General features: G+C 52.1%; 27 protein-coding genes and 1 tRNA gene. 12 read left to right on the top strand and 16 right to left on the bottom strand.

Going from position 1 to position 26,747, the window contains the following annotated elements; all coding sequences use genetic code 11:
- The 7 genes from BL249_RS05520 to BL249_RS05555 form a co-directional block, all read right to left on the bottom strand.
- The coding region (locus BL249_RS05520; RefSeq protein ID WP_342633895.1) for an IS1 family transposase at window positions 1–131 on the bottom strand (131 nt) is incomplete at its 3' end.
- Between the two features lie 140 nt (window positions 132–271).
- Window positions 272–682: a type II toxin-antitoxin system HicB family antitoxin gene (locus BL249_RS05525; protein WP_099706920.1), complete on the bottom strand. Its 411-nt coding sequence runs from the start codon at window positions 680–682 to the stop codon at window positions 272–274.
- A gap of 22 nt (window positions 683–704) precedes the next feature.
- Window positions 705–884: a type II toxin-antitoxin system HicA family toxin gene (locus tag BL249_RS05530; RefSeq protein WP_012906750.1), complete on the bottom strand. Its 180-nt coding sequence runs from the start codon at window positions 882–884 to the stop codon at window positions 705–707.
- Between the two features lie 102 nt (window positions 885–986).
- Window positions 987–1,232, bottom strand: a complete 246-nt coding sequence (locus BL249_RS05535; protein WP_099706919.1) for a DinI-like family protein — start codon at window positions 1,230–1,232, stop codon at window positions 987–989.
- A 413-nt stretch (window positions 1,233–1,645) separates the two neighbouring features.
- Window positions 1,646–1,722 (bottom strand) — tRNA-Pro (locus tag BL249_RS05545).
- Between the two features lie 94 nt (window positions 1,723–1,816).
- Window positions 1,817–3,568 (bottom strand): LPS biosynthesis-modulating metalloenzyme YejM, encoded by a 1,752-nt coding sequence (gene yejM, locus BL249_RS05550; protein WP_099706917.1) that lies wholly within the window; start codon window positions 3,566–3,568, stop codon window positions 1,817–1,819.
- Between the two features lie 20 nt (window positions 3,569–3,588).
- Complete coding sequence (locus BL249_RS05555) at window positions 3,589–3,816, bottom strand: YejL family protein (RefSeq protein ID WP_099706916.1); 228 nt, start codon at window positions 3,814–3,816, stop codon at window positions 3,589–3,591.
- A gap of 185 nt (window positions 3,817–4,001) precedes the next feature.
- Here BL249_RS05555 and yejK point away from each other — a divergent pair, with 185 nt between their 5' ends.
- Entirely contained in the window at window positions 4,002–5,006 is a 1,005-nt protein-coding gene (yejK, locus tag BL249_RS05560; protein WP_099706915.1) for a nucleoid-associated protein YejK, read from the top strand.
- Window positions 5,007–5,073: 67 nt separating this feature from the next.
- Here yejK and rplY read toward each other — a convergent pair whose 3' ends face one another.
- A complete protein-coding gene (gene rplY / locus BL249_RS05565; RefSeq protein WP_099706921.1) occupies window positions 5,074–5,358 on the bottom strand; it encodes a 50S ribosomal protein L25 in 285 nt (94 codons plus the stop codon).
- Window positions 5,359–5,478: 120 nt separating this feature from the next.
- Window positions 5,479–7,233, bottom strand: a complete 1,755-nt coding sequence (locus BL249_RS05570; RefSeq protein WP_099706914.1) for a DEAD/DEAH box helicase — start codon at window positions 7,231–7,233, stop codon at window positions 5,479–5,481.
- A gap of 308 nt (window positions 7,234–7,541) precedes the next feature.
- Here BL249_RS05570 and rsuA point away from each other — a divergent pair, with 308 nt between their 5' ends.
- The 3 genes from rsuA to BL249_RS05585 all read left to right on the top strand — a co-directional run bounded on the left by rsuA (window position 7,542) and on the right by BL249_RS05585 (window position 10,179).
- Entirely contained in the window at window positions 7,542–8,252 is a 711-nt protein-coding gene (gene rsuA / locus BL249_RS05575; RefSeq protein WP_099706913.1) for a 16S rRNA pseudouridine(516) synthase RsuA, read from the top strand.
- Between the two features lie 33 nt (window positions 8,253–8,285).
- Window positions 8,286–9,470 carry a Bcr/CflA family multidrug efflux MFS transporter gene (locus BL249_RS05580; protein ID WP_099706912.1) on the top strand — a complete coding sequence of 395 codons (1,185 nt, stop codon included), beginning with the start codon at window positions 8,286–8,288 and terminating at the stop codon, window positions 9,468–9,470.
- Between the two features lie 370 nt (window positions 9,471–9,840).
- Complete coding sequence (locus BL249_RS05585) at window positions 9,841–10,179, top strand: YejG family protein (RefSeq protein WP_099706911.1); 339 nt, start codon at window positions 9,841–9,843, stop codon at window positions 10,177–10,179.
- A 146-nt stretch (window positions 10,180–10,325) separates the two neighbouring features.
- Here BL249_RS05585 and BL249_RS05590 read toward each other — a convergent pair whose 3' ends face one another.
- The 3 genes from BL249_RS05590 to BL249_RS05600 form a co-directional block, all read right to left on the bottom strand.
- Entirely contained in the window at window positions 10,326–11,918 is a 1,593-nt protein-coding gene (locus tag BL249_RS05590) for a cyclic di-GMP phosphodiesterase (protein ID WP_099706910.1), read from the bottom strand.
- A gap of 288 nt (window positions 11,919–12,206) precedes the next feature.
- On the bottom strand, window positions 12,207–12,782 hold the full coding sequence (gene mepS, locus BL249_RS05595) for a bifunctional murein DD-endopeptidase/murein LD-carboxypeptidase (protein WP_099706909.1): 576 nt from the start codon (window positions 12,780–12,782) through the stop codon (window positions 12,207–12,209).
- Between the two features lie 486 nt (window positions 12,783–13,268).
- Window positions 13,269–13,982, bottom strand: coding sequence for a phosphatase PAP2 family protein (locus tag BL249_RS05600; protein ID WP_099706908.1), 714 nt, complete (start codon window positions 13,980–13,982; stop codon window positions 13,269–13,271).
- Between the two features lie 653 nt (window positions 13,983–14,635).
- Here BL249_RS05600 and BL249_RS05610 point away from each other — a divergent pair.
- Window positions 14,636–14,947 carry a hypothetical protein gene (locus tag BL249_RS05610; protein WP_099706906.1) on the top strand — a complete coding sequence of 104 codons (312 nt, stop codon included), beginning with the start codon at window positions 14,636–14,638 and terminating at the stop codon, window positions 14,945–14,947.
- Window positions 14,948–15,031: 84 nt separating this feature from the next.
- On the opposite strand, the gene yeiP is transcribed toward BL249_RS05610, so the two are convergent.
- Window positions 15,032–15,604: an elongation factor P-like protein YeiP gene (gene yeiP, locus BL249_RS05615; RefSeq protein ID WP_099706905.1), complete on the bottom strand. Its 573-nt coding sequence runs from the start codon at window positions 15,602–15,604 to the stop codon at window positions 15,032–15,034.
- A gap of 158 nt (window positions 15,605–15,762) precedes the next feature.
- Between yeiP and BL249_RS05620 the strand changes: the two genes are divergently transcribed.
- On the top strand, window positions 15,763–16,017 hold the full coding sequence (locus tag BL249_RS05620) for a YkgJ family cysteine cluster protein (RefSeq protein WP_099706904.1): 255 nt from the start codon (window positions 15,763–15,765) through the stop codon (window positions 16,015–16,017).
- Here BL249_RS05620 and BL249_RS05625 read toward each other — a convergent pair whose 3' ends face one another.
- Entirely contained in the window at window positions 16,018–17,196 is a 1,179-nt protein-coding gene (locus tag BL249_RS05625) for an MFS transporter (RefSeq protein WP_099706903.1), read from the bottom strand.
- Between the two features lie 402 nt (window positions 17,197–17,598).
- On the opposite strand from BL249_RS05625, the gene fruB reads away from it, so the two are divergent.
- From fruB to fruA, 3 genes are read left to right on the top strand one after another with little or no spacing between them, the layout of a single operon-like run.
- Complete coding sequence (gene fruB, locus BL249_RS05630) at window positions 17,599–18,732, top strand: fused PTS fructose transporter subunit IIA/HPr protein (protein ID WP_099706902.1); 1,134 nt, start codon at window positions 17,599–17,601, stop codon at window positions 18,730–18,732.
- Window positions 18,729–19,667, top strand: coding sequence for a 1-phosphofructokinase (gene fruK, locus BL249_RS05635; protein ID WP_099706901.1), 939 nt, complete (start codon window positions 18,729–18,731; stop codon window positions 19,665–19,667). The genes fruB and fruK overlap by 4 nt, the downstream gene beginning before the upstream one ends.
- Before the next feature lie 16 nt (window positions 19,668–19,683).
- Window positions 19,684–21,384 (top strand): PTS fructose transporter subunit IIBC, encoded by a 1,701-nt coding sequence (fruA, locus tag BL249_RS05640; RefSeq protein ID WP_099706900.1) that lies wholly within the window; start codon window positions 19,684–19,686, stop codon window positions 21,382–21,384.
- A gap of 108 nt (window positions 21,385–21,492) precedes the next feature.
- Here the strand turns inward: fruA and nfo are convergent, their stop codons facing one another.
- Window positions 21,493–22,350 carry a deoxyribonuclease IV gene (nfo, locus tag BL249_RS05645; protein ID WP_099706899.1) on the bottom strand — a complete coding sequence of 286 codons (858 nt, stop codon included), beginning with the start codon at window positions 22,348–22,350 and terminating at the stop codon, window positions 21,493–21,495.
- A gap of 59 nt (window positions 22,351–22,409) precedes the next feature.
- On the bottom strand, window positions 22,410–23,468 hold the full coding sequence (locus tag BL249_RS05650) for a YeiH family putative sulfate export transporter (RefSeq protein WP_099706898.1): 1,059 nt from the start codon (window positions 23,466–23,468) through the stop codon (window positions 22,410–22,412).
- A gap of 184 nt (window positions 23,469–23,652) precedes the next feature.
- On the opposite strand from BL249_RS05650, the gene yieE reads away from it, so the two are divergent.
- From yieE to BL249_RS05670, 3 genes are all read left to right on the top strand, one after another.
- Complete coding sequence (gene yieE, locus BL249_RS05655) at window positions 23,653–24,525, top strand: DNA-binding transcriptional regulator YeiE (RefSeq protein ID WP_099706897.1); 873 nt, start codon at window positions 23,653–23,655, stop codon at window positions 24,523–24,525.
- Window positions 24,526–24,662: 137 nt separating this feature from the next.
- On the top strand, window positions 24,663–26,141 hold the full coding sequence (locus BL249_RS05660) for an amino acid permease (RefSeq protein WP_099706896.1): 1,479 nt from the start codon (window positions 24,663–24,665) through the stop codon (window positions 26,139–26,141).
- A gap of 413 nt (window positions 26,142–26,554) precedes the next feature.
- The coding region (locus tag BL249_RS05670) for a tyrosine-type recombinase/integrase (RefSeq protein ID WP_158234034.1) at window positions 26,555–26,747 on the top strand (193 nt) is incomplete at its 3' end.

Here is a 26,747-nt window from a genome sequence, read left to right on the forward strand (position 1 = left end):
TAAGCGTAAGTGAGTTGAAACACGCGGTGGCAGTCACGGCAGCGAAATCTGTCATAGCCTTTAGGGTTCTGACCATGGCGGTAAACCTGAACAGACTGACAACGGGGACAATGAACGTTAACGCTGGCCATAAGAGAACCTCAAAAGCCCGCATTATACATCAGATTCAACCAATTAGAGGCATCACCCTTTTTTTTAGTAAGTATAAATAATATCTAATCATCTTTTATCTCAATCATCCGATTAGTTATAAAAAAGCCTCTTGCGAGGCTTAACGTTTTTCTCGTCCAATCACTTTATCAGCCGCCACACGGGACAGGAAGCCGGAACGGCTTCCATACTCAGGATGTGCTGCGACAAACTGATCGATACGGCGGATCAGCAAAGAAGGAAGTGTTACGTTGATTTTTTCCGCTTTCCCCATCAACCGGGTAACGTCCACATCAACCAGCGCCCACACTACGCCTGCATAATCGGAATCGGCCAACCAGTTTTCTACGCTGGTGGCTTCCGGCACCGCTTCGCCATCTTCCACCAGTAATTCGATATGAGCGTCGATAGCCTCACGCACGCTCTCAATCGCATCCTGATAGTTGTCGCCGCCAGAGAAGCAACCTGGAATATCAGGTACGCGAACGCCGAAGGATGAATCGCCTTTATCAATAGCAACTGGATACAACATGTAAACCTCCAAGAGGTGGGGCTTAAAGCCCCGCCTGTTTCTTGATACTTTTCAGTGTTGGTAGCGGTATGTCCTTTTGCGGATGTTTTACCGTAACCAGCCCTTTTTTCGTTGGGTGCTTGAACTGGTGATGACTGCCTTTAACTCTCACCAGATACCACCCATCGGCTTCTATCATTGCTATTGCATTCCTGCTATCCATCCTCCGGCTCTCTGCGTCGTTTTGATAGGGTTATAGTAACCCTTATTGAATTAAGTGTCAATCTTTTAGGGGTTATCGGAGTTATGGAGAGGCTATTATATATCAGAAGAACCAGTCATCTGCCGACTCCCAGACCTCTTGCAGCATTTTTTCCACGTTCTTCTTTGTTTCATCTTTATCTGCGGCACGGAAGACAGATAACCCATCGCTTCCTGCTGGTTTAACGATAACTTCAATGTCCAGGTATTGTTTACTCAGGCGCTTTGTCATTTCTTCCTGAAGTGCGGAAGGCGCGGTTTTCGGTAACTTTCCGTATTTTTCTTTGGCAATACTGATTTCGACACGCATTTTGATAGCTCCTTTACTGGTTGGATATACAGTTATATTTAACTGGTCATACATACAGTGTCAAGTTAATGGCTGTGTCGATAAGGCGAAAATCATGCTGCAGATTTATGGCACAAAAAAACCAGCCCTTGAGAGGCTGGCTTGTTTGTTTTGGAGCCGCGGCTCCTTTACGTATCCTTTTTTGTCCCTTCACCGTCTGGTTGGTGTCCTGCCGGGACTGCTAACTTCCTGTTTTTGCTGGTGCTGTCCTTGCACTGTCCTGTCAAAAGTGGTGGAGCTGGCGGGAGTTGAACCCGCAGTTCACAACAAGTGTGGTGTTAGCGGTTTCACCATCATTTCACCATAGTTTCACCATGTTAAATTTATGTAAAACAAAAAAGCAGCCATAAGTGGCTGCTTTATGTAGGGAAATTTGGTCGGCACGAGAGGATTTGAACCTCCGACCCCTGACACCCCATGACAGTGCGCTACCAGGCTGCGCTACGTGCCGAACGTGGACGCCTATACTACTGATTTCGGTTTTGATTGCAAGGGCTAACGCGTTGACTGCTCTGTATTTATACAGAATCCTGTCTTAGGTGAGATTAATCGGCAATAAAGCGTTTTTCCTCAGTAAGAACTTGTAACAGCAGGGCCAGCTGCGGACGATGATCTTTCAGTTTATTGCCCTGGTTATCCCATGCTTCATAGCTGCCGTCATTGTCCAGCAAGATGGTGATATCCGGTGTGGTGACAATCAGACGGCGATCTTCACTACCGGCAATCCATTTATGGTAACGCTGAGCGGCAAACAGGTCTTCCCCCTGTGAGTAGTCGGCCGGATTCAGCGAAACATGCAGCAAACGCTTCATCAGGGTTGTCATGATGTCCTGATGGTCGGTGAGCCGGGAAATGGTTTGCGGCGGCGTGTGCGGCCAGTGTATCACCAGCGGCACCTGCAGCAGGGCTCGGTTACCTGGATTAATATCCCCGTTCAAAGCCAGCCCATGACGGCCGGTGATCACCACCACCGTATTATCCAGCAGCTGTTTTTGTTGCAGGACGCTAAGGATTTGCTGAATCTGGTCATCGACACTGCCGATAGTGCGTTTGTAGTGGTTAATCGCTGCGGTATCGCTGCTGCTATCATCACCGGTTGCATCTAACGCCACATAGGAGAACCAGGGGCCGCTGCCTGGCTTAAGGCCGTTAAGCCAGCTCTGCCACTGGGCGCCAGTGGCGCTGTTACTCTGTTGGGTTGCTGGCGGCAGGGTAAAGTCGGCCAGCAGCGCCTGACGGTATAGCGGTGAGGTAAAGCCATCGCTGTCAAAGAAAGCAAACTGATAGCCCTGATGATTCAGCGCGCCGATCAGTGCCGAAGGGGTACGCGATGCAAGAATGCTGTCCATATAGCCAGGCGAAATACCGTAAAACAGGCCAAAAAGGCCACTGTCACTGTCGCTACCGGAGCTAAAATGCTGGGTGAACTGGATATTCTGTCCAGCAAACTGATTCAGTTGCGGCATGTCTTTGCTGAAGCTGGCTGCATTCAGTCCGTCAACGGTTATCACCAGCAGATTTTGCCGGGTACCACTGTCGCGGTATGTCAGATCATTGAGCGGATAATTGACCGAAACTGCCTCCGGGTTACCCTGCTGAATCAGGCGGCGTTGAAATTCACTGGCATCAAGCATGCCGTGACGTTCAAGAAACTTGCGCGCCGTCATTGGGTAGGAAAGGGGCAGGTTGGCTCGTTGCATGGTCACCGGACGATAAAAGTTAGCATCCGACCAGATATACATGACATGGCTGATGATAAATGCACAGATAAACAGCGTGACCAGCGGCCGGGCAAAACGGAGGCGGTTAAGACTACGTAGTTTTTGCCAGCTCCAGGTGGCAAATAACATTTCTATCAGCAAAATAACCGGAACGCTGATAAACATCAGCTGCCAGTCGCGTGCCAGTTCGCTTTGATCCGGATTGATCACCAGCTCCCAGACCACCGGATTAAGGTGAAGATGGAAACGATTATAAACCGTGCTGTCAACCAGCAGCAGCGTCAGGCCTGCGGTGGCCAGTACCACTGACAGGAAACGCATCAGCCGCTGTGACATGACAATAAAGGTTAACGGAAAAATAATCAGCAGATAGGCGGCAAAAACGATAAAGCTGAACTGGCCAATCCAGCTGGCAATCGCGTATATCCGCCCGGCCAGTGACGCTGGCCAGTCAGAGAGTATCAGGTAACGGCTGCCTAAAATGAAGGCACAAATGATATTAAAGAGGGCAAACCAGTGCCCCCAGCTGATCATTTGCGAAATTTTTTCCAGATAGCGCTGTCGGTTCGTCACCATGATTCTGTTACGGTTGCCTGTTAGTGCGCTTTGTCTTCGCGTACAGAGGACTGAAGTGCCTCGGCGAAGGAGCGGGCCAGCGCATGTCGCTGCGTTGGCGGGATATCGGTATTGATCAGATTTGTCACCATGTTCCCTAAAATCATCAGGGCCAGATCGGTGGGCGCCTGATTCTGTTCAAGAACCTGGACCAGTTCTGCGAGGATCTTCTCCACGCGTTCGTCGCTGTATCGGGATGATTGTGGCATAACGGTGAATTAAGCAAATGTTCAACTAAGTTAAGGGGGCTATCTTATAGTAAATTCAGGTTTTATTCTGCTCTTTTATCGCAATCAGATGGTTAAGCCAATGCAAGAATGATAGCGCTTAATGTATTGATTGCCTGCCTCAGCTTTGATTGAATACGCCTCTGACGGATTTTGGAGAGTTTATCATGAGTCTGGATATCAACCAGATTGCTTTACATCAGCTGGTTAAGCGTGATGAGCAGACGCTGGCGCTGGTGTTACGTGATTCTTTGCTACCGGCCACCGAAGCCGTGAGCGGGATGATGGAAGAATTGCACCGGGTCTACAGCGCTAAAAATAAGGCTTATGGCCTGTTTGATGAAGGCAGTGAGCTGGCAGAAGCACTGCGTGTGTGCCGTAAAGGTGACAACGATTTTCTTGCCTTCAGTCGTGCCGCTAGCGGGCGTTTACGTGATGAGCTGGCTAAATACACCTTTGCGGAAGGCGGCATTGTATTATTCAGTCACTACCGTTATCTTGCCGTGGAATATCTGCTGGTGGCAGTACTGAGTAGTCAGACCAGTATGCGTGTTAATGAAGAACTGGATATCAGTACCACCCATTATCTGGACATTAACCATGCCGATATTGTGGCACGTATCGATCTGACAGAATGGGAAACCAATCCTGAATCAACCCGTTACCTGACGTTTTTGCGTGGTCGGGTTGGGCGTAAAGTTGCCGACTTTTTTATGGATTTTCTTGGTGCCAGCGTCGGGCTTGACGCGAAGGTTCAAAATCGGGGATTGCTGCAGGCGGTGGATGACTACTGTGCCGATGCCAGTCTTGATAAGCATGAACGCCAGAATTACCGCCAGCAGGTTTATAGTTATTGTAACGATCAGCTGCAGGCGGGAGAGGAAATTGCTCTGGCTGATTTATCACAAGAGCTGGCGCCGCTGGGAGAACAGAGTTTTGCTGAGTTTACCCAGCAACAGGGTTATGAACTGGAAGCGCATTTCCCTGCTGACCGCAGTACACTGCGTCAGCTGACCAAATATGCCGGCAGCGGTGGCGGATTAACCCTGAATTTTGATGGTACGCTGCTTGGTGAACGAATTTTTTGGGACCCGACGACCGATACCCTGACAATTAAAGGTACGCCACCTAATTTGCGCGATCAGCTGCAGCGCGCCACCGGAAGTAAATAAGTTCTGCCGGTGAGGATAATAAAAAAACGCCGCAAAAGCGGCGTTTTTTTACTCATTACTGAGACGATTAAGCGCGAACAAAATCAATATGATGGATTTTGGGCTTAAACGGATGGCGCTGTACCGCCTGGATTTTAACTTTGCTTTCTTTACCGTCGATAACCAGTGTCAGCACTTCGCTATAGAACTCCGGCCGGTCTTGCAGGTTCATAACAAAGTCCTGGTCCAGTTCGATAGCAACAGCAGCGTCTTTTCCACCGTAAACAATGGCGGGGAACTTATTTGCTGTGCGCAGGCGGCGGCTCGCACCCTTACCCTGCTCTTTACGTACTTCTGCATTCAATGTGAACATAATCATTCTCTTCATAGTAAACGCCTGTTGCAGGCGACCCAGCAACAGGGTGAGGTTCTGCTTTTGCATAGACAAAAGCGCGGCAAATTATAGCGACGTTTATTGCCCACGGCAACGTAATTAGCGCATTTCATTGGCCCGGCGGTAACGGCCCTGATAATCGAACAACTTTTCCCGCACCTGCCAGAACCTGCCATGCAGGCGGGCCACCACAAAGTCCGGATGGCGCAGTTGTGATTGCAATGCCAGCAGGCCGGCGGCGGTTTTCCAGCACAGGGGCAGGCCAGGCGCGCGTTGATGCACGCGTAAAAATAGCTGGGTAAAAATATGGCGCTGCGCCGGCGTGTGCAGGCGAAAACGTTCGCTGACGCTGCGGCCGTCCTCGTCATAGTAGGTCACTTTCAGCCACTCACCCTGTGCATCACTGCCAGCAGACAGCTGCATACCACCGCAACGGAGCACCCGCGCGTCTTTCAGTTTCAACGCTGCTTTTAACATATCATCGGCATCCACCAGCAGGCGATCACAGTGATGGCAACGGCGGGCGGCAATATCATTTTCTCCACCGCATTGGGCGCAGGATTTAAAGCGGAAACGGAAATCACACTGCCAGCGCTTGCCGCTATCGTCGTGCAGTACCCCCTGACAACGGCGACCAAAATGTTCAGTAACCGTGCCGTCTGCGCTGGTTTTTCCCCAGAAAGTATTGGCAAAGCCGCATGACGGACAAAAGACCTGGACCGGCTGATTATCACTGGCCTGCTTCGGCGTACCAATTTCCGGGGAGAGAATATCATGTGGATTGCCGGCGTAGTCGAGGATCAGACAATGGCTTTTCCCCGGACTTAATCGCAGCCCCCGGCCGATAATCTGCTGATAAAGGCTGACTGATTCCGTTGGACGCAGAATAGCAATCACATCAACATGGGGCGCATCGAAGCCGGTGGTCAGCACGGCCACATTGACCAGAAAACGGATGTGTTGTTGTTTAAAATCGCCAATCACTTTATCGCGTTCACCCGCAGGCGTGGCGGCACAGATAAGCGCTTTACTTTGCGGCAGGTAACCGAGCACTTCCCTGGCATGCTCCAGCGTCGCGGCAAAAATCATCACGCCTTTTTTGCCGTGGCTATGTTCAACAATCTGCCGGACAATATGCGGTGTAACCCGTTGTTGCTTAGTTAACGCATGATTTATCTCGCTGGCGCTAAACAGACCGTCATTTTTCACCGTCAGCTGACTGAAGTCATACTGTAGTACCGGCATATCCAGCCGCTGCGGGGGCACCAGAAAACCCTGTTTAATCATATAGCGCAAGGGTAATTCATAAATGCAATCGCGAAACGGTGCCTGATCGTCACCTCTTACCATGCCATGGTAGTGATACTGATAAATCCAGCCCTGACCAAGCCGATAGGACGTGGCGGTTAACCCTAGCAGACGCAGCCCGGGATTAAGTGCTCGCAGATGATTGATGATCAGCTGATACTGACTCTGATCATCTGTCGCAATACGGTGGCATTCATCAACGATAAGCAGCGAAAAGGCGCTGTCAAAGCGGGTTAAATTGCGGGCAACGGACTGGACGCTGCCGAAAACGACTTTGCCGTGATGCTCTTTTCTGGCCAGTCCGGCTGAGAAAATATCGGCTTGCTGTCCCCAGGCACAATATTTGGCATGGTTTTGTTCAACCAGTTCTTTGACGTGAGCCAGCACCAGCACACGCCCCTGCGCCAGACGGGCCAGACCGGCAATCACCAGACTTTTACCCGCCCCGGTTGGCAGCACGATCACGGCAGGTTGATGGCTGTGACGGAAGTGGCGCACGGTGGCGTCAATGGCTTGCTGCTGATAGGGACGTAAGGTGAAAGACATATCAAGCGTCAGTCAGGGTAAAGCAGAATTATGCCATAAGTTAGTTGCATAATGGATATCGCCCTGTGCCTGAAGGAAAAGTGTGGTTATACTAAAGCCGATCGGGTTGCCGGTTTTTTTGCAATCGGTAATACGCGCCGGGCCAGCCGGCTACAGCGGCCAGTAACCTGGCCGATTGCGTTAATATTCGCCAGTGAGTGACACCCTGAAAGCCACTTTTACTGGCGCCATCCAGGCGCTAGCGCGCTGGCGCTTTAAAACACCGCGTAACTGATAACGCGGTATCCATAAAGGCAATACATAGTTTAATGCGACTCGATAAATTTTTATCTCAGCAACTGGAGATTAGCCGGGCCATTGCCGGTCGTGAATTGCGCGCCCGCCGGGTTACCGTCGACGGTGAAGTGATCCGTGATGGTGCCTTTAAGCTGCTGCCGGAACATCAGGTTGCGTATGATGGCAATCCGCTACAACAGCAGAACGGTCCGCGCTATTTTATGCTGAACAAACCTGCGGGATATGTTTGTTCAACTGATGACCCTGACCATCCTACGGTGGCATTTTTTCTGCAGGAACCGGCGGCCTGGAAACTGCATGCCGCGGGTCGGCTTGACATCGACACCACCGGCCTGGTTCTGATGACCGACGACGGCCAGTGGTCACATCGCATTACCTCACCACGTCATCACTGCGAAAAAACGTATCTGGTTACCCTGACGTCACCACTGTGTGGTGATGAAGCCGGGCCGTTCAGCACCGGCATTCAGTTGCACGGTGAAAAAACGCTGACCAAACCGGCGCGGCTGACTGTGCTGTCAGCGCAGCAAGTCAGGTTAACCATCGCAGAAGGCCGCTATCATCAGGTGAAAAGAATGTTTGCCGCGTTGGGTAATCATGTCGAGGCGCTGCACCGCGAGCGCATTGGCGATATTGTGCTGGATGAGACGCTGGCACCCGGTGACTATCGCGCGCTGACGGCTGAAGAGATTGCCAGTGTCGGGCTGACGCAGGAATCATAAACCACCATCATTGTTATCAGGGGTAATCCGGCCGTGGGCAAGGAAAAAAACTCATCAGCAGGCTTAGTCGTTATCTGCGGGCTGTTGTCGATGCTGATGCCGCTGTCCATTGATATGTATCTGCCCGCATTGCCGCAAATCGCCGCCCAGTTTGCGGTTGAAGCCGGCAGCGTGCAGATGACCCTCAACGCCTATATTCTGGGATTTGCGCTTGGCCAGCTGTTTTATGGTCCGCTGGCGGACAGCTATGGCCGCAAACCGGTGATTGCCCTGGGCACCCTGATTTTTGCGCTGGCCGCCGCTGCCTGTGCGTTATCGCAGTCGATTGACACCCTAATCAATATGCGTTTTTTGCATGGCCTATCGGCCGCAGCAGGCAGCGTTGTTATCAGCGCACTGATGCGTGACAGTTATTCGCGCGAAGAGTTTTCGCGCATGATGTCGTTTGTCATGCTGGTGACCACGGTGGCACCGCTGCTGGCACCGATACTGGGTGGCTGGATGCTGAAACTGTGGAGCTGGCACGCTATTTTCTGGACTATCTCAGCGGCGGCAATCGTCACCACACTGCTGGTGGTCACCCAGATCAAGGAAACCCTGCCAAGGGAAAAACGCCAGCGTTTGCATCTGCGCACCACCCTGGCTAATTTTCTTTCCCTGTTTCGCCACAAACGGGTATTTAGCTATATGCTAGCCAGCGGCTTTTCTTTTGCCGGACTGTTCTCTTTTCTTAATGCCGGGCCGTTTGTCTATATTGAACTTAATCATATATCGCCGCAGAATTTTGGTTATTATTTCGCGCTTAATGTGGTGTTTCTCTTTCTGATGACGCTGGTTAACAGTCGTTCAGTCCGGCGTTTCGGCCCGCTTAAGATGTTTCGTTTTGGTCTGGTTATCCAGTTTTCAATGGGACTGTGGATGCTGATAGTCTGCGCGCTTGACCTCGGTTTTCTGCCGTTGGTATTTGGTGTGGCAATGTTTATTGGCTGTGTGGCAATGGTGTCATCCAATGCCATGGCGGTGATCCTTGAAGAATTTCCCCATATGGCGGGAACCGCCTCTTCACTGGCGGGTACGCTACGATTTGGCGTCGGGGCGCTGGCTGGCGCACTGCTTTCATCCTTTCCGTTTAACAGTGCCTGGCCAATGGTGGGCGCCATTTTTCTCTGTGCCAGCGTCTCATTACTGCTGTTTTTCTATGCTTCCCGCCGCCGCTGAAAACGGCTGACTGAGCATCATTGTCTGCTGTCAGTCACTGGCTGAGGCAGACAGTTCTCTGCTTGCAGTTCCAATTCTATTTTGTGATTGCGCATGTTTCATTAATGTAAATTTAATGATGCAAAAAAGTACCTTTTGATGATGGAAAAAGTTGTTATCATTTGGTTAAAAGGGTACATATAGCAAAAATGCCAGCGGGTTCTCATCGCAACGTCAAATGTTATGAAGGGTTATAACCCGTTAATTAGCCCCAGGCTGTGGTTTTTTATTCTATTAACGCCGGTAAGCGGCGATATGACAGAAATTTTTTTGCTTGTGAATCAATGTGAATGGAATGTTTTAAAAGCATCGCTCCGGGGAGCAACGCGCAGTGAATACATTACAGCATTCTGTGGTACATCGTTTACCTCAGTCCTACCGGTGGTCAGCCGGTCAGGCCGGTATTGCCGTTGAGCCTTTAACCCTCGGGGTCAGCCAGGGTGAGGATGATCTGATAGGCCTGCGTCTGCTAAGCCATAATGGCGCGCGTGCCTGGGAAATTATGTACCGGCTACAGGAAACGCTGGCAGACATTCAGCTACTCTGCTCGGTTGTGGAATGGCAAGGCGATCCCTGCCTGTTTGTTCAGCGCAATGACGAACATGCTACCACCTGCCGGCTGAAGAATTTCGGTGTGGGAATTGCCGAATTTTTTCCCGGTGCGGGGTGAAAATCTCGCGCTGGCCGCCCCTGACCATGCCGGCGGCCATCATCACCCGCAGGAACGGGGCAAGGGATGGCGCCGTTCAGCCAATAACCACTAAGCGCACGGTAATACAACCAGACAGGGACACCGGCTGAGGTTCAGGTTCAGCGCTAAGATATCGGGCTGCTGGAAGGGGTTATCTGCGGTATTGATAAAGGCAGTTTTTCGCTAAGTTGCCCGATAGTACAGGGCTTGCTGAAAAGATAACCCTGCATATAGGTGACGCCGCGTTCCAGAAGCCAGGCCGCCTGGTCGCTGGTTTCCACCCCTTCAGCGACGGTATTCATATTCAGCTTACGCGCCAGGTTAAGCATGGCGTCCAGTACCGGGGAGGTTACCGTTTCCATACCGATACTTTGTACAAAACCCCGATCGATTTTAAGATAATCAAACTTAAATTTTTCAAGATAAATCAAAGCACTGTGCCCCGTACCAAAATCATCAATGGCGATTTCTATCCCCTGGCGGTGGATCCAGTCGAAGATTTCTTCGGCGTTATCTTCCGACACCATGGTGCGTTCAGTAATTTCAAACACATAATCAAAATGGCGTGCTGGCATCGTCGCCAGCCAGTGACCAACGTCCTGACAAAAACTTTTGGCGGTAAGGTGTGACGGTGACACATTTATGCTGATTTTACTGCCAGCCGGCAGCAGTTGACGTAATTTCTCCGCATCACTGGCAATTAGCCTGAAGAGATGGCGGGTTAGCGGGACCATCAGGTTCTGGCCTTCGGCAAAACTGATAAAAGAATCTGGTGGGATAGCGCCTTCCGTCGGGTGGGTCCAGCGCATTAATGCTTCCACCGCGTAAACACGGCCGCTGGCGGCTTCAATCACCGGCTGATATTCGACGTGAAATTCACCGCGTTTAATGCCGAGCATAATCTCTTTGCCTGGCTGCAGCCGCAAAGTCATAAGCAAATACCAGACTGAACTCATCAGTAATGAAAGCAGCAGGGCGGTGACCAGAATCAGATGGAGATCCCGGCTGGAGAGGGCTTCACCGTAAATGTTGAAGGTTACCGGGTAGCCTGGAATCGTCACCCGGCGCAACGCTTTCGCCGGCAGCTGGGCTTTATCAATCAGATTATCATTCCAGGTGGTAATGGCTTTATTACCGGCAACAATTGCCATGCTGTCTATTTGCTGCGCTCGCGCAGCCAGCAGTAAATACGGTGTCAGATTAATATTCAGCGTTGCCATGACGCCACTTTGCGCGTTGCGGGGATTTTTAACCCAGAAAATAATTGCCGGTTTATTCTTTACCATCGGCGTTTGTGCCGTAAGACGAATATCAATGGCATTATCGGTATTCGTCTCTGGCGAAATGTCGTTAATGTTAACCCACATATTACCGGTGGCCGACGAGCAAAATGCGGCATTGTTTCTTACCAGCAGGATGGCCCGGATATTTGCGCCGAAAGCCGCGCGCTGAGTTAAGTCACTGCTGATCCGACTACAACTTGATTGCGTAAAGTCCTGCAGTGGCTGAATGGTTTTTTCCAGACCGTCAAAAATACTATTGAGATAATGCTGAGAACTTCGCGCCAGCTGATCATAACTGGCAGAGCGGTGATGCCAGGTAAAAATCAGCGCCAGCAGGGTAAAAAGCAGAAAGAAAATCAGGCCGAAAATTGCGCTGCTTATGATAATTTTGCGCGGGTTTGTAACATGCTTTGTCACCATGGTTGCCAGTGGCATGGCGCTTTCTCCTGCGTGCAGCAACAAACTTTCCGTGGACGATATCAGAAAATCGCTCGACAAGTGGGCAGGATATAACGGCGCAAGCGGACTGTCTTCATATTATTTTGATTAACAACATTTTTACTATGACTGGCTGTCAGCGGCATTGATAAATATGCGGGTGTGGCCTGTGGCGCACAGAAAAACCTTATCAGTTATTGCCGAATACGCGCTATTCACGCGAAAAAAAACGCTGCCGGAAGGCAGCGTCTCTGTTTTCTGTTTTGCATTCAGAAGGGATGGTTATCAGCTTTGCGTACGGGAAAGAACGCGTCTGGCTTCGCGGTAGCGATTTTTCCAGTAACTGTCATTCATATTGGAAATCATCACGCCGCTACTGGTTGAGGCATGGACGAAGTTGTCATTGCCCAGATAAATGCCAACGTGCCGTCCGGTTGACCCGGCGCGAAACAGGACTAAATCGCCTGGACGCAGTTTACTGCGCTGCACGCTGCGACCAGAGCCGCGTTGTTCTGACGTGGAGCGGGGCAGGCTGAGACCAAACTGATCGCGGAAAGTGGTCTGCACAAAGGCAGAACAATCAATACCGCGTTTGCTGTCACCACCGAGGCGGTAACGAACGCCTTTCCAGCTGGCGTACTGATCCATTAAACGGGACTTAATGTCCACGTTCTGAACCATCTTTTCAAATTCATCCTGAGACGCTTGCAGTAAAGAGTCGTTTTGATTCTTAACTGCATGCGTATCAGTCTGTGCGTTATATCCTGAGTGAGATGTGCTGCATGCTGAAAGTAACGTCGCCAGCGCAACGGCGGGGAGTACCCGCAAAACGTATCTCAGAATTGGTTGAGATTTGACCATTATGTTTGTTATCCCTTGATGTCCTTAACGACGGCGTCGTTAGCTGAATTGCAAAACAGATTGAGATTAATAAGACCGGGCAGGTAAGACAATTTCTGGATTATTAAATTGTGTCAAACAACACAATTTTTATCAGAAATGCGGGGAATAATTCCGTTAGTTCGCCGGTCAGTGAGGGAGGTTAACCGATTTGAAGCCAGATGGCGAGGGGTTTTACACACTTTTTTATAGCTTTTTATGATGTTTCATAACCCGGCGCGGGCTGAATGCTTTTTAATCAACTCACCGCGAACCACGCGTTATTAGCCGCGGCGAGGTAACGGGATTAAGTAAGATAGGAAAAAACTGAGTCGATTCAATACTGGCTGAATATAATTTGAGTTATTTACCGAATGTTTCCCTCTCGTCAGCACACAGATAAAAGCTGATTGCAGGCGTCATAAATTGGAAATAATAGCCTGCTAATTAAAATGGTGGTGCTTCAGATTAATGGTTATTTGCCGACAACAGTTTAGCCGGCAGATAGCGATAAACCCACCTGACCAGCCGATCGCTGGCCGGAGTAAGCAGCACCCAGCTAAGGAATACCAATGCTATTGACATGGAACCGACCGCAATATCGCTAAACCAGTGTGCGCCAATCATCACCCTTGGCAGTGAAAAAAACAGTACGATAATAACGCTGATAACAAAAGCGCTGCGGCCGAAATAACGCAGCATATAGCCGGTGAAAATAATTAGCATCAGACCGTGATCGCCTGGAAAACTATTGGCAGAAGCATCTTTAGCCGGAATGCCGGTTAGTTCAGCAACATGGTTAACTTGGGGAAAAAATTCTGTCGGGCTGGGACGGTGACCGGGAAGAAGGTGACCCAGCTGGTTTAACACCACGGCGGTGATAAGCATTGTGATGCCGATTGAAAACATGCGCCGGCGTCCCTCGGACGTTTGCTGGCGCCAGTAATAGTAATATAACCCACCCATTGCCAGCAGCGACACACCATCAAACGCCCGGTAATTGGTAATCGCGATATACCACAGCAGGGGCTTATTGGTTATCAGACGGTTATTGAACCAGAAAAAAATATCTTTATCGACTAAAAACCAGGCACCATGTCCGGCAGGCAGATACCAGGATAAATAAAGCGTAATACCGGCAACATTCAGCAGCAGGATAAGAGAAAGCCGTTTTGCAGTCATAACAATAGCGATGTTGTGATAAATGAAGCTGAATTATGCCGGCTAAGCCAGAGCAATATTCAGCAATTTGTGTTGTTATATCCTGCCGCCACTCGCCGACGCATAAATGATTACCGGCCGGTAAAACCGCCTGCCCGGAAACCCGGCATTCAGCGCTGAATATGACGGGCATCTGTCGCTCAGTTTTCTGGTGGCTATTTCCGCTAATACATTGGTGGTATTACCTGACTCTAACCTTGCCCTGAGGGGGCTTAACAGGTGATAATAGCGTGCTTAGTACAGATATTTATTTGCAAAGACCAGCGATGCTGGTTTAGCTGACCGCCAGATCGGTTTCTTCTGTCTGAGTCATTTCTGGCCGGTGGGTACTACCCGGTCGTTAATATTTACCTACAGCTATCGGAGATCTCATTTAATACGGCTCCTCGTGCAATATGCAGAGCACCGTCAATACCATTTTCACCAGACTCGTTAACAAGGACTGCCCGTTGTTTATGTCAGGGCTGAGTTGCGGGAAGAGGGAGTGTGTGGTGGTTTGCCGCAGCCAGGGAAGTCGGTAATGAGATTGATCCGCGTCATAAAAAATCTCCTCAATATCAAAGCGCTTCGCTAAGACATCGATAACCGATCCGTCGCCTGATGAGGAACCGATCATGAATCTGAAAGTTAAATGCACACTCTCTGCTGTGCCGGGCCTGCTCGTCTCTGCTATGGTGCTTGCCGCCACGCCCGGACCCGGTCAGGGAATTATTCATTTTTCCGGCGCGCTGGTTGAGCCGGTCTGTGAATTCAGTCAGACAGAGCATCACATTGCCAGCCACTGCGTGCGCAATGGTAAAATCCAGGTCCAGCGTGCCAATATTAACGCCGCCAGTGACGCGATTGCACCGGGCATTGCGCAAATCACGACCAGCTGGCTTAATCCGGATCACCATCTGGCTATTATTAACGTTAGCTACAACTAAACCGATAAAATAAGCCGGTAACAAGCGGTCATTGTTTTTACCGCTTGTTACCGGCTTGTGGTCTGTGCCTGCCGGCGCGGGCTGTCAGTCTGCCCGGCCCATATAGCGTCGTTCCGGAATATGAATACGGATACGATCGCCGTTACTGAGGTATTCCGGCACCTGAATCACCAGACCGGTGCTCATACTGGCTGGTTTGGTGCGGGCGCTGGCCGAGGCACCTTTGATGCCTGGCGAGGTATCGCTAATGTCCATATCCACCGTTTGTGGCAGTTCCAGTGCCAGCACCTGACCATCCATGGTTAATACCTGAATACCCGGAATACCGCCTTCCGGAATAAACAACAATTCCTCTTCGATTTGCGCTTTTTTAAAGTGATAAGGAGTGTAATCTTCATCATCCATAAACACATATTCATCGCCATCGATATAGGAGAAGCTCACCGCCCGGCGACTGAGGGAAATAGTGTCAAGGATATCATCACCTTTGAAACGCTCTTCCACCTTCAGGCCGGAACGCACATCGGTAAAGCGCATTTTGTAAAGGGTTGCCGCGCCACGTGCACTGGGGCTTTGTATGTCGATATCTTTTACCATCAGCAATTTGCCGTTGTAATTTATCGCCATGCCTTTTTTAATTTCATTTGCTTTTGCCATCAGGCAACTCTCCATCATATTGATCTGTGCCAGGTTACCTGTGCCCCTGACAACAGGCAAGTTAAACAACGTGAAATAAAGCGGATTGTTCAGGTTTACCGCTGGCTGATTCTGCTAACGCGTTGTTACACTGGATCCATTAACCTGAGAGGTAACTGATGAAATGCCGGCCTGATTGCGGAGCGTGTTGCACCGCCCCCTCGATATCTTCCCCGATTCCCGGTATGCCGCAGGGTAAACCGGCCAATACGCCCTGCGTCCAGCTTGATGCGCAGCTGCGCTGTCGGATTTTTGCCTCACCGCAACGGCCGAAAGTGTGCGCCAGCCTGCAGGCGACGCGGGAAATGTGTGGCGAAAATCGTCAGCAGGCGATGAGCTGGCTTATTGACCTTGAATTACGCACGCAGCCGTGATCAGGGATTGCGGATTGACCATAAACAGCCGAGTGTCACGATGATCATCAGCATACTTAGCAGGAAAACGCTGTAGTAATTCCACAGCTGCGCCGCTGCGCCGGCGGTCAGCCCGGCAAACAGCCAGCCAACGCGACTGGTATTGGTAAACAGGGTGGTTGCCGCCCCGGCCTGACCTGGCATCAGGTCCTGAAAGTAAAGCATGCCTGTTGCCGCGACCAGACCAATAAAAAGTGCATTGAAAAGCTGTAATAGCAGTAATCCCAGCGGGGAGGTAATAAACAGCAATCCGCTATAAAACAGCAGTGCCGCCACGGCGCTGATGCGCAGCAGACGCCGTTTACTCAGACGGGCAGCATAAAAGCCGGCTATCAGCATCACCGGAATTTCCAGGCCAGCGGCCACCCCAATCATTTCGCCCGCCAGTTTTTCACTCAATTGCAGCTGATGCACCAGATACAGCGGCATAGCGATCAGATAGCAGCTGTTTGCACACCACATCAGGGTACAGGCGATAAAAAGCAGCAGGGTATCGCGGCGATTGCGCCGGGGGGCCTGTAGTTTATTGACGCTTAGTGGCTGGCTTTGTTGCTGTGCCGGCAGCAGAAAGTGCACCAGTAAGGCACAGACCACAAAGGCAATAGCGGCACAGGTATACATGGCGTTAAAACCAAAACCCACTGCCAGCGCAAAGGCCAGCGGGGGACCAATAACCCAGGCAAGGGAAATTTGCGCCCGCATCACTGAACTGAACATCGCCGCTTGATGGCCGTTTTTATCCGCATGTTCGCGCGCCAGGGCAAACATTTGCGGATTAGCGGTCGTGCCGAACCCGGCCAGTAAGGTGCCGGCAATAATCAGTACAAAATAGTTATGGCACCAGGCAAACAGCAACGCGCCGGCCGCACCTGACAGACAGCACTGCAGAATTAACGTTTTGCGCTCGCCGCGCCGGTCGGAATACACCGCCAGAAACTGGCTGATGGCAATCGCTACCAGGGCATTAACGGTGAAAAATAAGCCCACCATTATTGGGCTGGAGTGAATTTCCTGCGAGAGATAAAGGCTTAGCGTCGGGATTTGCAGCGCACCGGCAATGCCGGAAAAAAAAGCCACCAGAAGAAAAGCGCTGGCTTGCAGGCTGGGTAAACGACGTATTAATACCTCTGGCGAGAACATAGCATAGATTCAACCAAAATATAGACAGCCAATTTTACTATGATGGCGCTAAATTTACAGCAGTGAGCAAGCGCTAAATCCCGGTTGTTATCAGACATGCGCACAATTTGTTTATTGCGTGCAGCTGACAAATTTCAGCTTTGCCGCGCACGGAAATAAGCGACTTCAGCATCACGTCAGCTTATCGCGTCATGCGCGGCTATTTTTGCACCACAATGTCGGTGAAATGTGCGGGGCCTCAAATATTTGTTAAGCCATTTTCGGTAAAACTTGCCATCGGCGGTCAATCATAACACATTGATTGAAACGTTTCAGCTTGGCCGGTGAACGCGTATCTCAGCGCTAACCGGCAAAGCTTGCTGTAGTAGCTGAAACGATTCAAAAGTGGTGGAGAGGAGAACTATGTTCCAGCTTGATCTCAGTGCGGTTCACATCGGAGCCGCAGCCAGTAATAAAGAACAGGCCATCCGTCAGGTGGCGGCGGCGTTAATCGACGCCGGCAACGTGACTGAAGGCTACAGCGAAGGAATGCTGGCGCGTGAACAGCAGACCTCAACCTATCTGGGAAACGGCATTGCTATCCCGCATGGTACGACTGATACCCGTGAACAGGTGCTAAACACCGGGGTGCAGGTTTTTCAGTTTCCGCAAGGTATTGACTGGGGAAGCGAGCAACAGGCATTTATTGTTATTGGTATTGCGGCAAAGTCCGATGAACATTTGACGTTATTGCGTCAGCTGACCCACGTGCTTAGTGATGAATCCGTGGCGCAGCAGCTGCGGGAAACCGACTCCGCAGACCGTCTGCGCTCGCTACTGATGGGCGAACATCAGCCGGCTGAGTTGCACTTTGACCCGGCAATGATTGCGACGGAGGTTGCCGCCGATGATTTCATTACGTTGCAGGCACTTAATGCCGGGCGTTTGCAAAAAGCCGGCGCGGTCAATGCTGATTTTATCCGTCATGCGCTGGCGAGTACGCCGCTTAATCTCGGCCAGGGTATCTGGCTGAGTGACAGCCCGCTGGGAAATTTACGTAGCGCGGTGGCTATCAGTCGCAGCGCGACGCCCTTTGAAGTGGACGGGGAAAGTGCAGCCCTGCTTATCACCGTTGCCGTCACCGATGACCAGCCGCTTACGGTGCTGAATCACCTGAGCGACCTGCTGATTGCCCGACAGGGTGAGCAGCTGCTCAGGGCGGATGCCGCCGGGATCATTGCTTTGCTCACCGGCAGCACAAACCAGACAGACGATACGCTGACGGCAGATTTTACCATCCGTAATGAGCATGGCCTGCACGCCCGTCCGGGCACCGTCCTGGTCAGCGTAATCAAGCAGTTCAGCAGTGACATTACGATTACCAATCTGGATGGCAGTGGCAAACCGGCTAATGGCCGCAGCCTGATGAAAGTGGTCGCGCTGGGCGTGAAAAAAGGGCACCGTCTGCGCTTCAGTGCCAGCGGGGCTGATGCCGCTCAGGCGCTGCAGGCAATTGAAGAGGCGATCAATAGCGGTCTGGGTGAGGGGGCAGTATGAGCCGACGCGTGGCCACTATTACCCTGAATCCTGCTTATGATTTGGTAGGATACTGCGCTGAAATTGAGCGTGGTGAAGTCAATCTGGTAAAAACCAGCGGTTTACACGCTGCCGGGAAAGGCATCAACGTGGCAAAGGTACTCAAAGACCTTGGGATTGATGTCACGGTGGGGGGATTTCTTGGTCGCGAGAATCAGGATGGTTTCCAGCAGCTGTTTAGTGAGCTGGGTATTGCCAACCGATTCCAGGTCGTACCGGGCCGGACCCGTATTAACGTTAAGCTGACGGAAAAACAGGGCCAGGTCACTGACCTCAATTTCTCGGGTTTTGACGTTACCGCGCAGGACTGGGATCGTTTTAGCAGCGATTCGCTCTCCTGGCTTGGTCAGTTTGACATGGTATGCGTCAGCGGCAGCCTGCCAGTTGGCGTCAGTGCTGATGCTTTTACCCGCTGGATGATCCAGTTGCGCTCCCATTGTCCCTGCATCATTTTTGACAGCAGCCGCGAAGCGCTGGTGGCTGGTCTTAAAGCCGCCCCCTGGCTGGTGAAACCTAACCGGCGGGAACTTGAAATATGGGCCGGACGTAAACTGCCGGCGCTGCAGGATGTTATTGATGCCGCGCATCAGCTGCGTGAACAGGGGATTGCCCATGTGGTGATTTCGCTGGGAGCAGAAGGGGCACTATGGGTCAATGCATCCGGTGAATGGATTGCCAAACCGCCAGCCTGTGACGTCGTCAGCACCGTTGGGGCGGGTGACTCCATGGTCGGCGGCCTGATTTACGGTTTACTGATGCGTGAGTCCAGCGAGCACACGCTGCGGCTGGCAACGGCTGTGGCGGCGCTGGCCGTCAGTCAGAGCAATGTTGGTGTTACCGATCGTCCTCAGCTGGCCGCGATGATGGCGCGTGTCGAACTGAAACCCGTTAACTGACAGCAGGAGAGACATGATGAAAACGCTGCTGATTATTGATTCTCAGCTGGGGCCGGCTACGGGCTACCTGGCAAAACAACTCGCCGGCCGGGCTGCAGCAGAGGCCGGTATCACGCTGACAGAGGACTTTGCTGCGGCAGAGCAGGTGATCGTGGTGGGATCTCAGGTACCCGACCGCGCGGATCTGGCAGGAAAACCGCTGTATCTGGCCGGAGTAGCAACATGGATACGCCAGCCGCAAGCTGAGCTGGCAAAGGCACAGCAGGAGGCCCGTCCCTGGCAGCGCCCGCTTAATGCTGACCAGCGCGACACGGGTGCGAAACGTATTGTTGCAATCACCGCCTGTCCTACCGGGGTGGCACATACGTTTATGGCGGCAGAAGCCATTGAAACCGAAGCTAAAAAACGTGGCTGGTGGTGTAAAGTGGAAACCCGTGGCTCGGTAGGGGCTGGCAATGCCATTAGCCCTGAAGAGGTTGCTCAGGCCGATTTGGTGATTGTTGCGGCAGATATTGAAGTAGATCTGGCAAAGTTTGCCGGTAAACCAATGTATCGCACCAGTACCGGCATGGCGCTGAAAAAAACTGCCCAGGTGTTTGATAAAGCGCTAAACGAGGCGACGCCTTATCAGGTTCAGGGCGCGACGCAGGCCGATCAACGCGGTGAAAAAACGCAGAAAACAGGGCCATACCGTCATCTGCTGACCGGGGTTTCTTATATGTTACCCATGGTGGTGGCCGGCGGACTGTGTATTGCGCTGTCGTTTGCTTTTGGCATCACCGCGTTTAAACAGCCAGGCACGCTGGCCGCCGCGCTGATGGAAATTGGTGGCAATAGCGCCTTTAAGCTGATGGTGCCGGTGCTGGCCGGTTTTATTGCCTTCTCGATTGCCGACCGGCCGGGCCTGACGCCGGGTCTGATTGGTGGTCTGCTGGCAACCACCATTAACGCCGGCTTTCTTGGCGGCATTATTGCCGGTTTCATTGCCGGTTACACGGCAAAAATACTCAGCAGCAAGGTGAAATTGCCGCAGAGTATGGAAGCACTGAAACCGATCCTGATTATTCCGCTGATAGCCAGTTTAATCACCGGCTTGCTGATGATTTACGTGGTGGGTAAACCGGTGGCCGGCATCATGACCGGCCTGACGCACTGGCTGGCTGACATGGGCACGGCGAATGCCCTGTTACTGGGTGCCGTGCTGGGCGGCATGATGTGTACCGATATGGGCGGACCGGTAAACAAAGTTGCCTATGCCTTTGGTGTCGGTCTGCTCAGTTCGCAAACCTATGGTCCGATGGCGGCGATTATGGCGGCGGGCATGGTACCGCCGCTGGCCATGGGACTGGCCACGTTGATTGCGCGCAGTAAATTCAATAAGAATCAGCAGGAAGGTGGTAAAGCATCTCTGGTACTGGGGTTGTGTTTTATTACCGAAGGGGCGATTCCCTTTGCTGCCCGTGACCCGATGCGGGTGCTGCCATGTTGCATTGCAGGCGGGGCGATCACCGGTGCAATCTCAATGTATGTCGGCGCGCGTTTAATGGCACCCCATGGTGGCCTGTTTGTGCTGCTTATCCCCGGTGCGATAACGCCGGTGCTGGGTTATCTGCTGGCGATTCTGGTGGGTACGCTGGTTGCCGGTCTGGGATATGCATTACTTAAACGTCCTGAGGTGGAGGCGGGGGCCCCGGCCGCCGTACTGCACGAACAGTAAGCAGAAAAATAAAGGCGCCGTCAGCGGCGCCTTTATGACTATGATGATGAACGGACAGGTGATTTTGCCGGCTGGCGGCCCGGCCAGTATCAGCGCAAACAATTCACTTTACTGAGTAGCCTCAGCCGATTGCTGACGCTTTAGCCAGGCAATTTCATCTTTCCAGATATCCGGATTAATTGTTTCCAGAATCAACGGAATGCCATCAAAACGCGGGTCCTGCATTATCCAGCGAAACGCGGTTTCGCCAATATTGCCCTGGCCGAGACTGTCATGACGATCGACCCGGCTTTCAAAAGCGCTTTTGGCATCGTTAAGATGCATACCGCGCAGGTAACGAAAACCAACCTGCTGGTCAAAAGCGGCGAAGGTCGCTGCGCAGGCGGCTTCGCTGCGCAAATCGTAGCCGGCGGCGAATGCATGACAGGTGTCGATGCAGACACCAACGCGCGATTTATCTTCAACCTGTTCAATAATGGTCGCCAGATGGCGAAAATCGAAGCCAAGATTGCTGCCCTGACCGGCAGTATTTTCAATCACCGCCGTAACGCCTTCGGTGTTATCCAGCGCGATATTAATTGATTCCGCAATACGTCTCAGACAAACCTGCTCATCTATCTGATGCAGGTGACTGCCGGGATGAAAATTAAGCAGGCTCAGGCCCAGCTGCTGGCAGCGCTGCATTTCGTCAATGAACGCCTCGCGCGACTTATCCAGCGCCTCTTTGACCGGATGCCCAAGATTAATCAGATAGCTGTCATGGGGTAAAATCTGGGCGCTGGTGAAATGGTATTGCTCACAGGCAGCGCGAAAAGCGCTGATGGTTTCATCGCTTAACGGCGCCGCGCGCCACTGGCGTTGATTTTTAGTAAACAGGGCGAAGGCGGTGGCTTCCAGCTCATGTGCGCGAATCACTGCCTGGTCTGCCCCGCCAGCGGCACTGACGTGGGCGCCAATATATTTCATGGCTTATTCTCCTGTTGCTGGCCGTTTGCTTTATCAGACGGCCATGATAACTGAAGACGTTAGCCTGACAAATGCATGATCAACAGGTTGATCGCGCCGCCGCCAATAATTAACCAGATAAACAGTATTAGCCCAAGCAGCAGTGGCCGCAGGCCAGCTTTACGCAGCTGGCTGATATGGGTAGTCAGTCCCAGCGCGGCCATCGCCATCGCCAGTAACAGATCGTCGGTTTTGTTGATAGCGTGGATCAGGGCCGGCGGCAACAGGTGAAATGAGTTGAACAGCGCCACCAGAATGAAAATCAGCGCAAACCAGGGAAAGGTAATCGGCTGCAGGCTATCCGCGTTTGCCGGTGCGCTGCGCCTGACCTGCATGCCCAGCAACACCAGGAAAGGCGCCAGCATCATGACCCGCAGCATTTTTGCGATCACCGCCGTATTTTCTGCCTCCGGGCTGACCGCATGCCCTGCGGCAACCACCTGGGCGACCTCGTGCATGGTTGAGCCGGTATAGATGCCATAGCGCGCCGCATTCATTGCCGGCAGCAGGTGGGCGAATTCCCGCCACATTAGCGGGTAGAGAAAGATAGCGACGGTGCCAAAAATCACCACCGTGGCGACGGCGACCGCCACTTTTGACGATGCCGCTTTTATCACCGGTTCAGTGGCCAGTACAGCTGCCGCGCCACAGATACTGCTGCCGGCGCCGATTAGCCAGGCGGTTTCACGGTCAAGTCCCAGTAAACGTCGTCCCAGCCAGCAGGCCAGCAAAAACGTACTGCTCAGCGTGAGAACATCAATCACCACGCCGCTGACACCGACATCCAGTATCTGCTGAAAGGTCAGGCGGAAGCCATAGAGGATAATGCCGGCACGCAGTAAGATCTGCTTAGCAAATAACACGCCGCCTTCACAGGGTTTGTAGATCAAGGGATAGAAGGTGTTCCCGGCAGCAATGCCCGCAATAATAGCCAGCGTCAGGGCACCCAGCCCCATACCCGCCACCGAATGCAGACTGGCCAACCAGATAGCCGCGACGGCAATCAACACCGTCAGAATAATACCCGGTATAAAATGTGCCGCTGTGCGATGATGTTTAGCCAGGCTGATGTCTGCCATAGGGATTCTCCTCAGTTATCAGCAAAGATAATGCGCCGCGCTGGTTTAAAAGAAAAATTGATTATATAGTTATAATTAATCGGAATATCTTGTTAAGCAGGCGGCCGGTAACGCCGCAACAGCGTTAAACAGCTGTCGCACTGCACTGAGTGCCACCACTATTAATGCGGGGGGAGAGGGGAACATGCATATCACGTTACGGCAGCTGGAGGTGTTTTGTGAGGTGCTAAAAAGCAGCTCCACCACCCAGGCGTCTCAGATACTCTCGCTTTCGCAATCGGCTGTCAGCGCAGCGCTGGCCGATCTTGAAGCACAGCTGGGGGTACAGCTGTTTGATCGGGTTGGTAAACGGTTAGTGATTAATGAGTATGGCCGGCTGCTCTACCCGCGTGCCTTAGCCCTGCTTGAGCAGACCCGTGAAATTGAACAGCTGTTTCGTGAAGATCACGGCGCGCTGCGGTTATATGCCAGCAGTACCATCGGTAACTACATCCTGCCGGCAATGCTGGCAAAATACCGCCGCGACTATCCGGATTCGCCGCTGGATTTGAGTGTCGGTAATAGCCAGGATGTGATTAATGCGGTGATGGATTTCCGGGTTGATATTGGCCTGATAGAAGGGCCATGTCACGTGCCGGAGCTTATTTCACAGCCCTGGCTGGACGATGTGCTGGTGGTGTTTGCCGCGCCGGATGCCGCGTTATTGCAACAGCCGGTCAGTTTATCTTCGCTGGCAAAGGCACCGTGGATTCTGCGGGAAAAAGGTTCGGGAACGCGTGAAATTGTCGATTATCTGCTGCTCTCGCATCTGCCGCAGTTTCAGATGGCGATGGAACTGGGTAATTCCGAGGCGATTAAACATGCGGTACGCCACGGACTGGGGATCAGCTGCCTGTCCCGGCGGGTCATTGCTGAGCAGCTGGACAATGGCACCCTGGTTGAAATTCCGCTGCCCGCGCCTTTGAGCTCGCTGAAACGCAGCCTGTATCGTATTCACCACCGCCAGAAGCACCTGTCAACTGCACTGACACATTTCCTCAGTTACAGCCCGCAGTAGCAGGCCATCGGCCAGGCAAAATGCTTATAATTCAGCGTCAATCATGAAGCTATCTAATAACGCCGGGTTATTGATATACCTGTGCAGTCGCTCTGATACAATCGCGCCCTGTTTTTTCTCTGCAACCGCGTTTTATTATGCCTGAACATACAACAACAACAGAATCTGCAACATTACGTCGCGAACTCAAGGCGCGTCATCTGACGATGATCGCCATCGGTGGCTCCATTGGTACCGGTTTATTTGTCGCGTCTGGCGCCACCATTTCCCAGGCGGGGCCGGGCGGTGCATTGCTCTCCTATGCGCTGATCGGGCTGATGGTCTATTTCCTGATGACCAGCCTCGGTGAACTGGCTGCATTTATGCCGGTTTCTGGCTCGTTTTCCACTTATGGTGCGCTGTACGTGGAAGAGGGGTTCGGTTTCGCCCTTGGCTGGAATTACTGGTACAACTGGGCGGTCACCATCGCCGTGGATTTGGTGGCGGCACAACTGGTGATGAGCTACTGGTTTCCGGACAGCCCTGGCTGGGTCTGGAGCGCGCTGTTTCTTGCCCTGATGTTTCTGCTAAACGTCATTTCGGTTAAAGGATTTGGTGAAGCGGAATACTGGTTTTCACTGATTAAAGTTGCCACGGTGGTGGTTTTCATCGTGATCGGAACCCTGATGATTTGGGGGATTTTACACGGTGCTGAAAATGCAGGCTGGCATAACTGGCAATTGGGAGATGCGCCCTTTGCCGGTGGTTTTGCCTCAATGATCGGTGTCGCCATGATAGTCGGCTTCTCTTTCCAGGGTACCGAGCTGATTGGCATCGCCGCCGGCGAATCTCAGGACCCGGCGAAAAATATTCCCCGGGCGGTGCGTCAGGTGTTCTGGCGAATTTTATTGTTCTATATTTTTGCCATTCTGGTCATCAGTCTGATTATCCCTTATACCGATGCCAGCCTGCTGCGTAACGACGTGAAAGATATCAGCGTCAGCCCGTTTACCCTGGTGTTTCGCCATGCCGGATTGCTGTCAGCAGCGGCGGTGATGAACGCAGTTATCCTGACCGCGGTGCTGTCGGCAGGTAATTCCGGCATGTACGCTTCCACCCGCATGCTATATACCCTGGCAAGGGAAGGAAAAGCGCCGCGTCTGTTTGCCCGGTTATCGGCGGGCGGGGTGCCACGTAATGCGCTGTATGCCACCACGGTGGTGGCCGCGCTCTGTTTTCTTAGCTCAATGTTTGGCAACCAGACGGTTTACCTGTGGCTGTTAAACGCCTCGGGTATGACGGGTTTTATCGCCTGGTTAGGTATTGCCATCAGCCATTACCGATTCCGCACCGGCTACCTGGCACAGGGACATGATATTGCTGATTTACCCTATCGCTCCGGAGTGTTCCCGCTGGGGCCGGTGTTTGCTTTTATACTCTGTCTGATCATTACCCTTGGCCAGAACTATCAGGCGTTTCTTGCCGATCATATTGACTGGTATGGCGTGGCGGCGACATACATCGGTATTCCGCTGTTTCTGCTGATCTGGCTCGGCTACCGGCTGGTGCGCAAAACCCGCTTTGTTAAATACAGTGAGATGGTGTTTCCTGGCATAGAGAAAAAACCGGCAGCCTGATGGTAAAAAACATCCTGCGGCGCAAGGCGGGTCACTTAAGCTGACCTGCCGTTCTTTTTCGCATGTTTCTGGTTTTTATGCGTTATTGACGCGGATAATCTGTTCCCCTGCATCCTGTTAAAGTCACTCTTATAATTCTCTGCTCTTACCGCTGCTGGCAGTCCGCCTGATGAGCTCTGAGCCAGCCCTGACGTCAGGCAAACCTGTCATTCTGATAGCCCCTGCCCGCGTGGCTGGCAGAATTTATGTCAAAAAATTAGTCATTCTGGCTGAACCAGGCGGTCCGCTTGGTTTTGTCAGTCACTGTGCATCGTCTGTATATATTGTTAAATTCAGAGTGGTACCGCTACCGTTTGCGTCATAACCGGATAATGATGTTGACCGCGCTATTCACACACATGAATGGAGATAACATGAACGGACGAAAATATCTGACCCAGACCGAGGTGCAGAGCCTGCTGGCACAGGCCCAGCAGAGTGCGACGGCGGAGCGCGACTACTGCCTGCTTTATATGAGTTTTATCCACGGTTTTCGCGTCAGCGAGGCCTGCAGCCTGCGGCTTTCCGATGTCGACCTTAAGGGCGGCAGTCTGTATATCCGCCGCA

The organism is Erwinia sp. OLFS4, assembly GCF_002752165.1.
In the GTDB taxonomy this organism is placed as follows: Bacteria; Pseudomonadota; Gammaproteobacteria; order Enterobacterales; family Enterobacteriaceae; genus Izhakiella.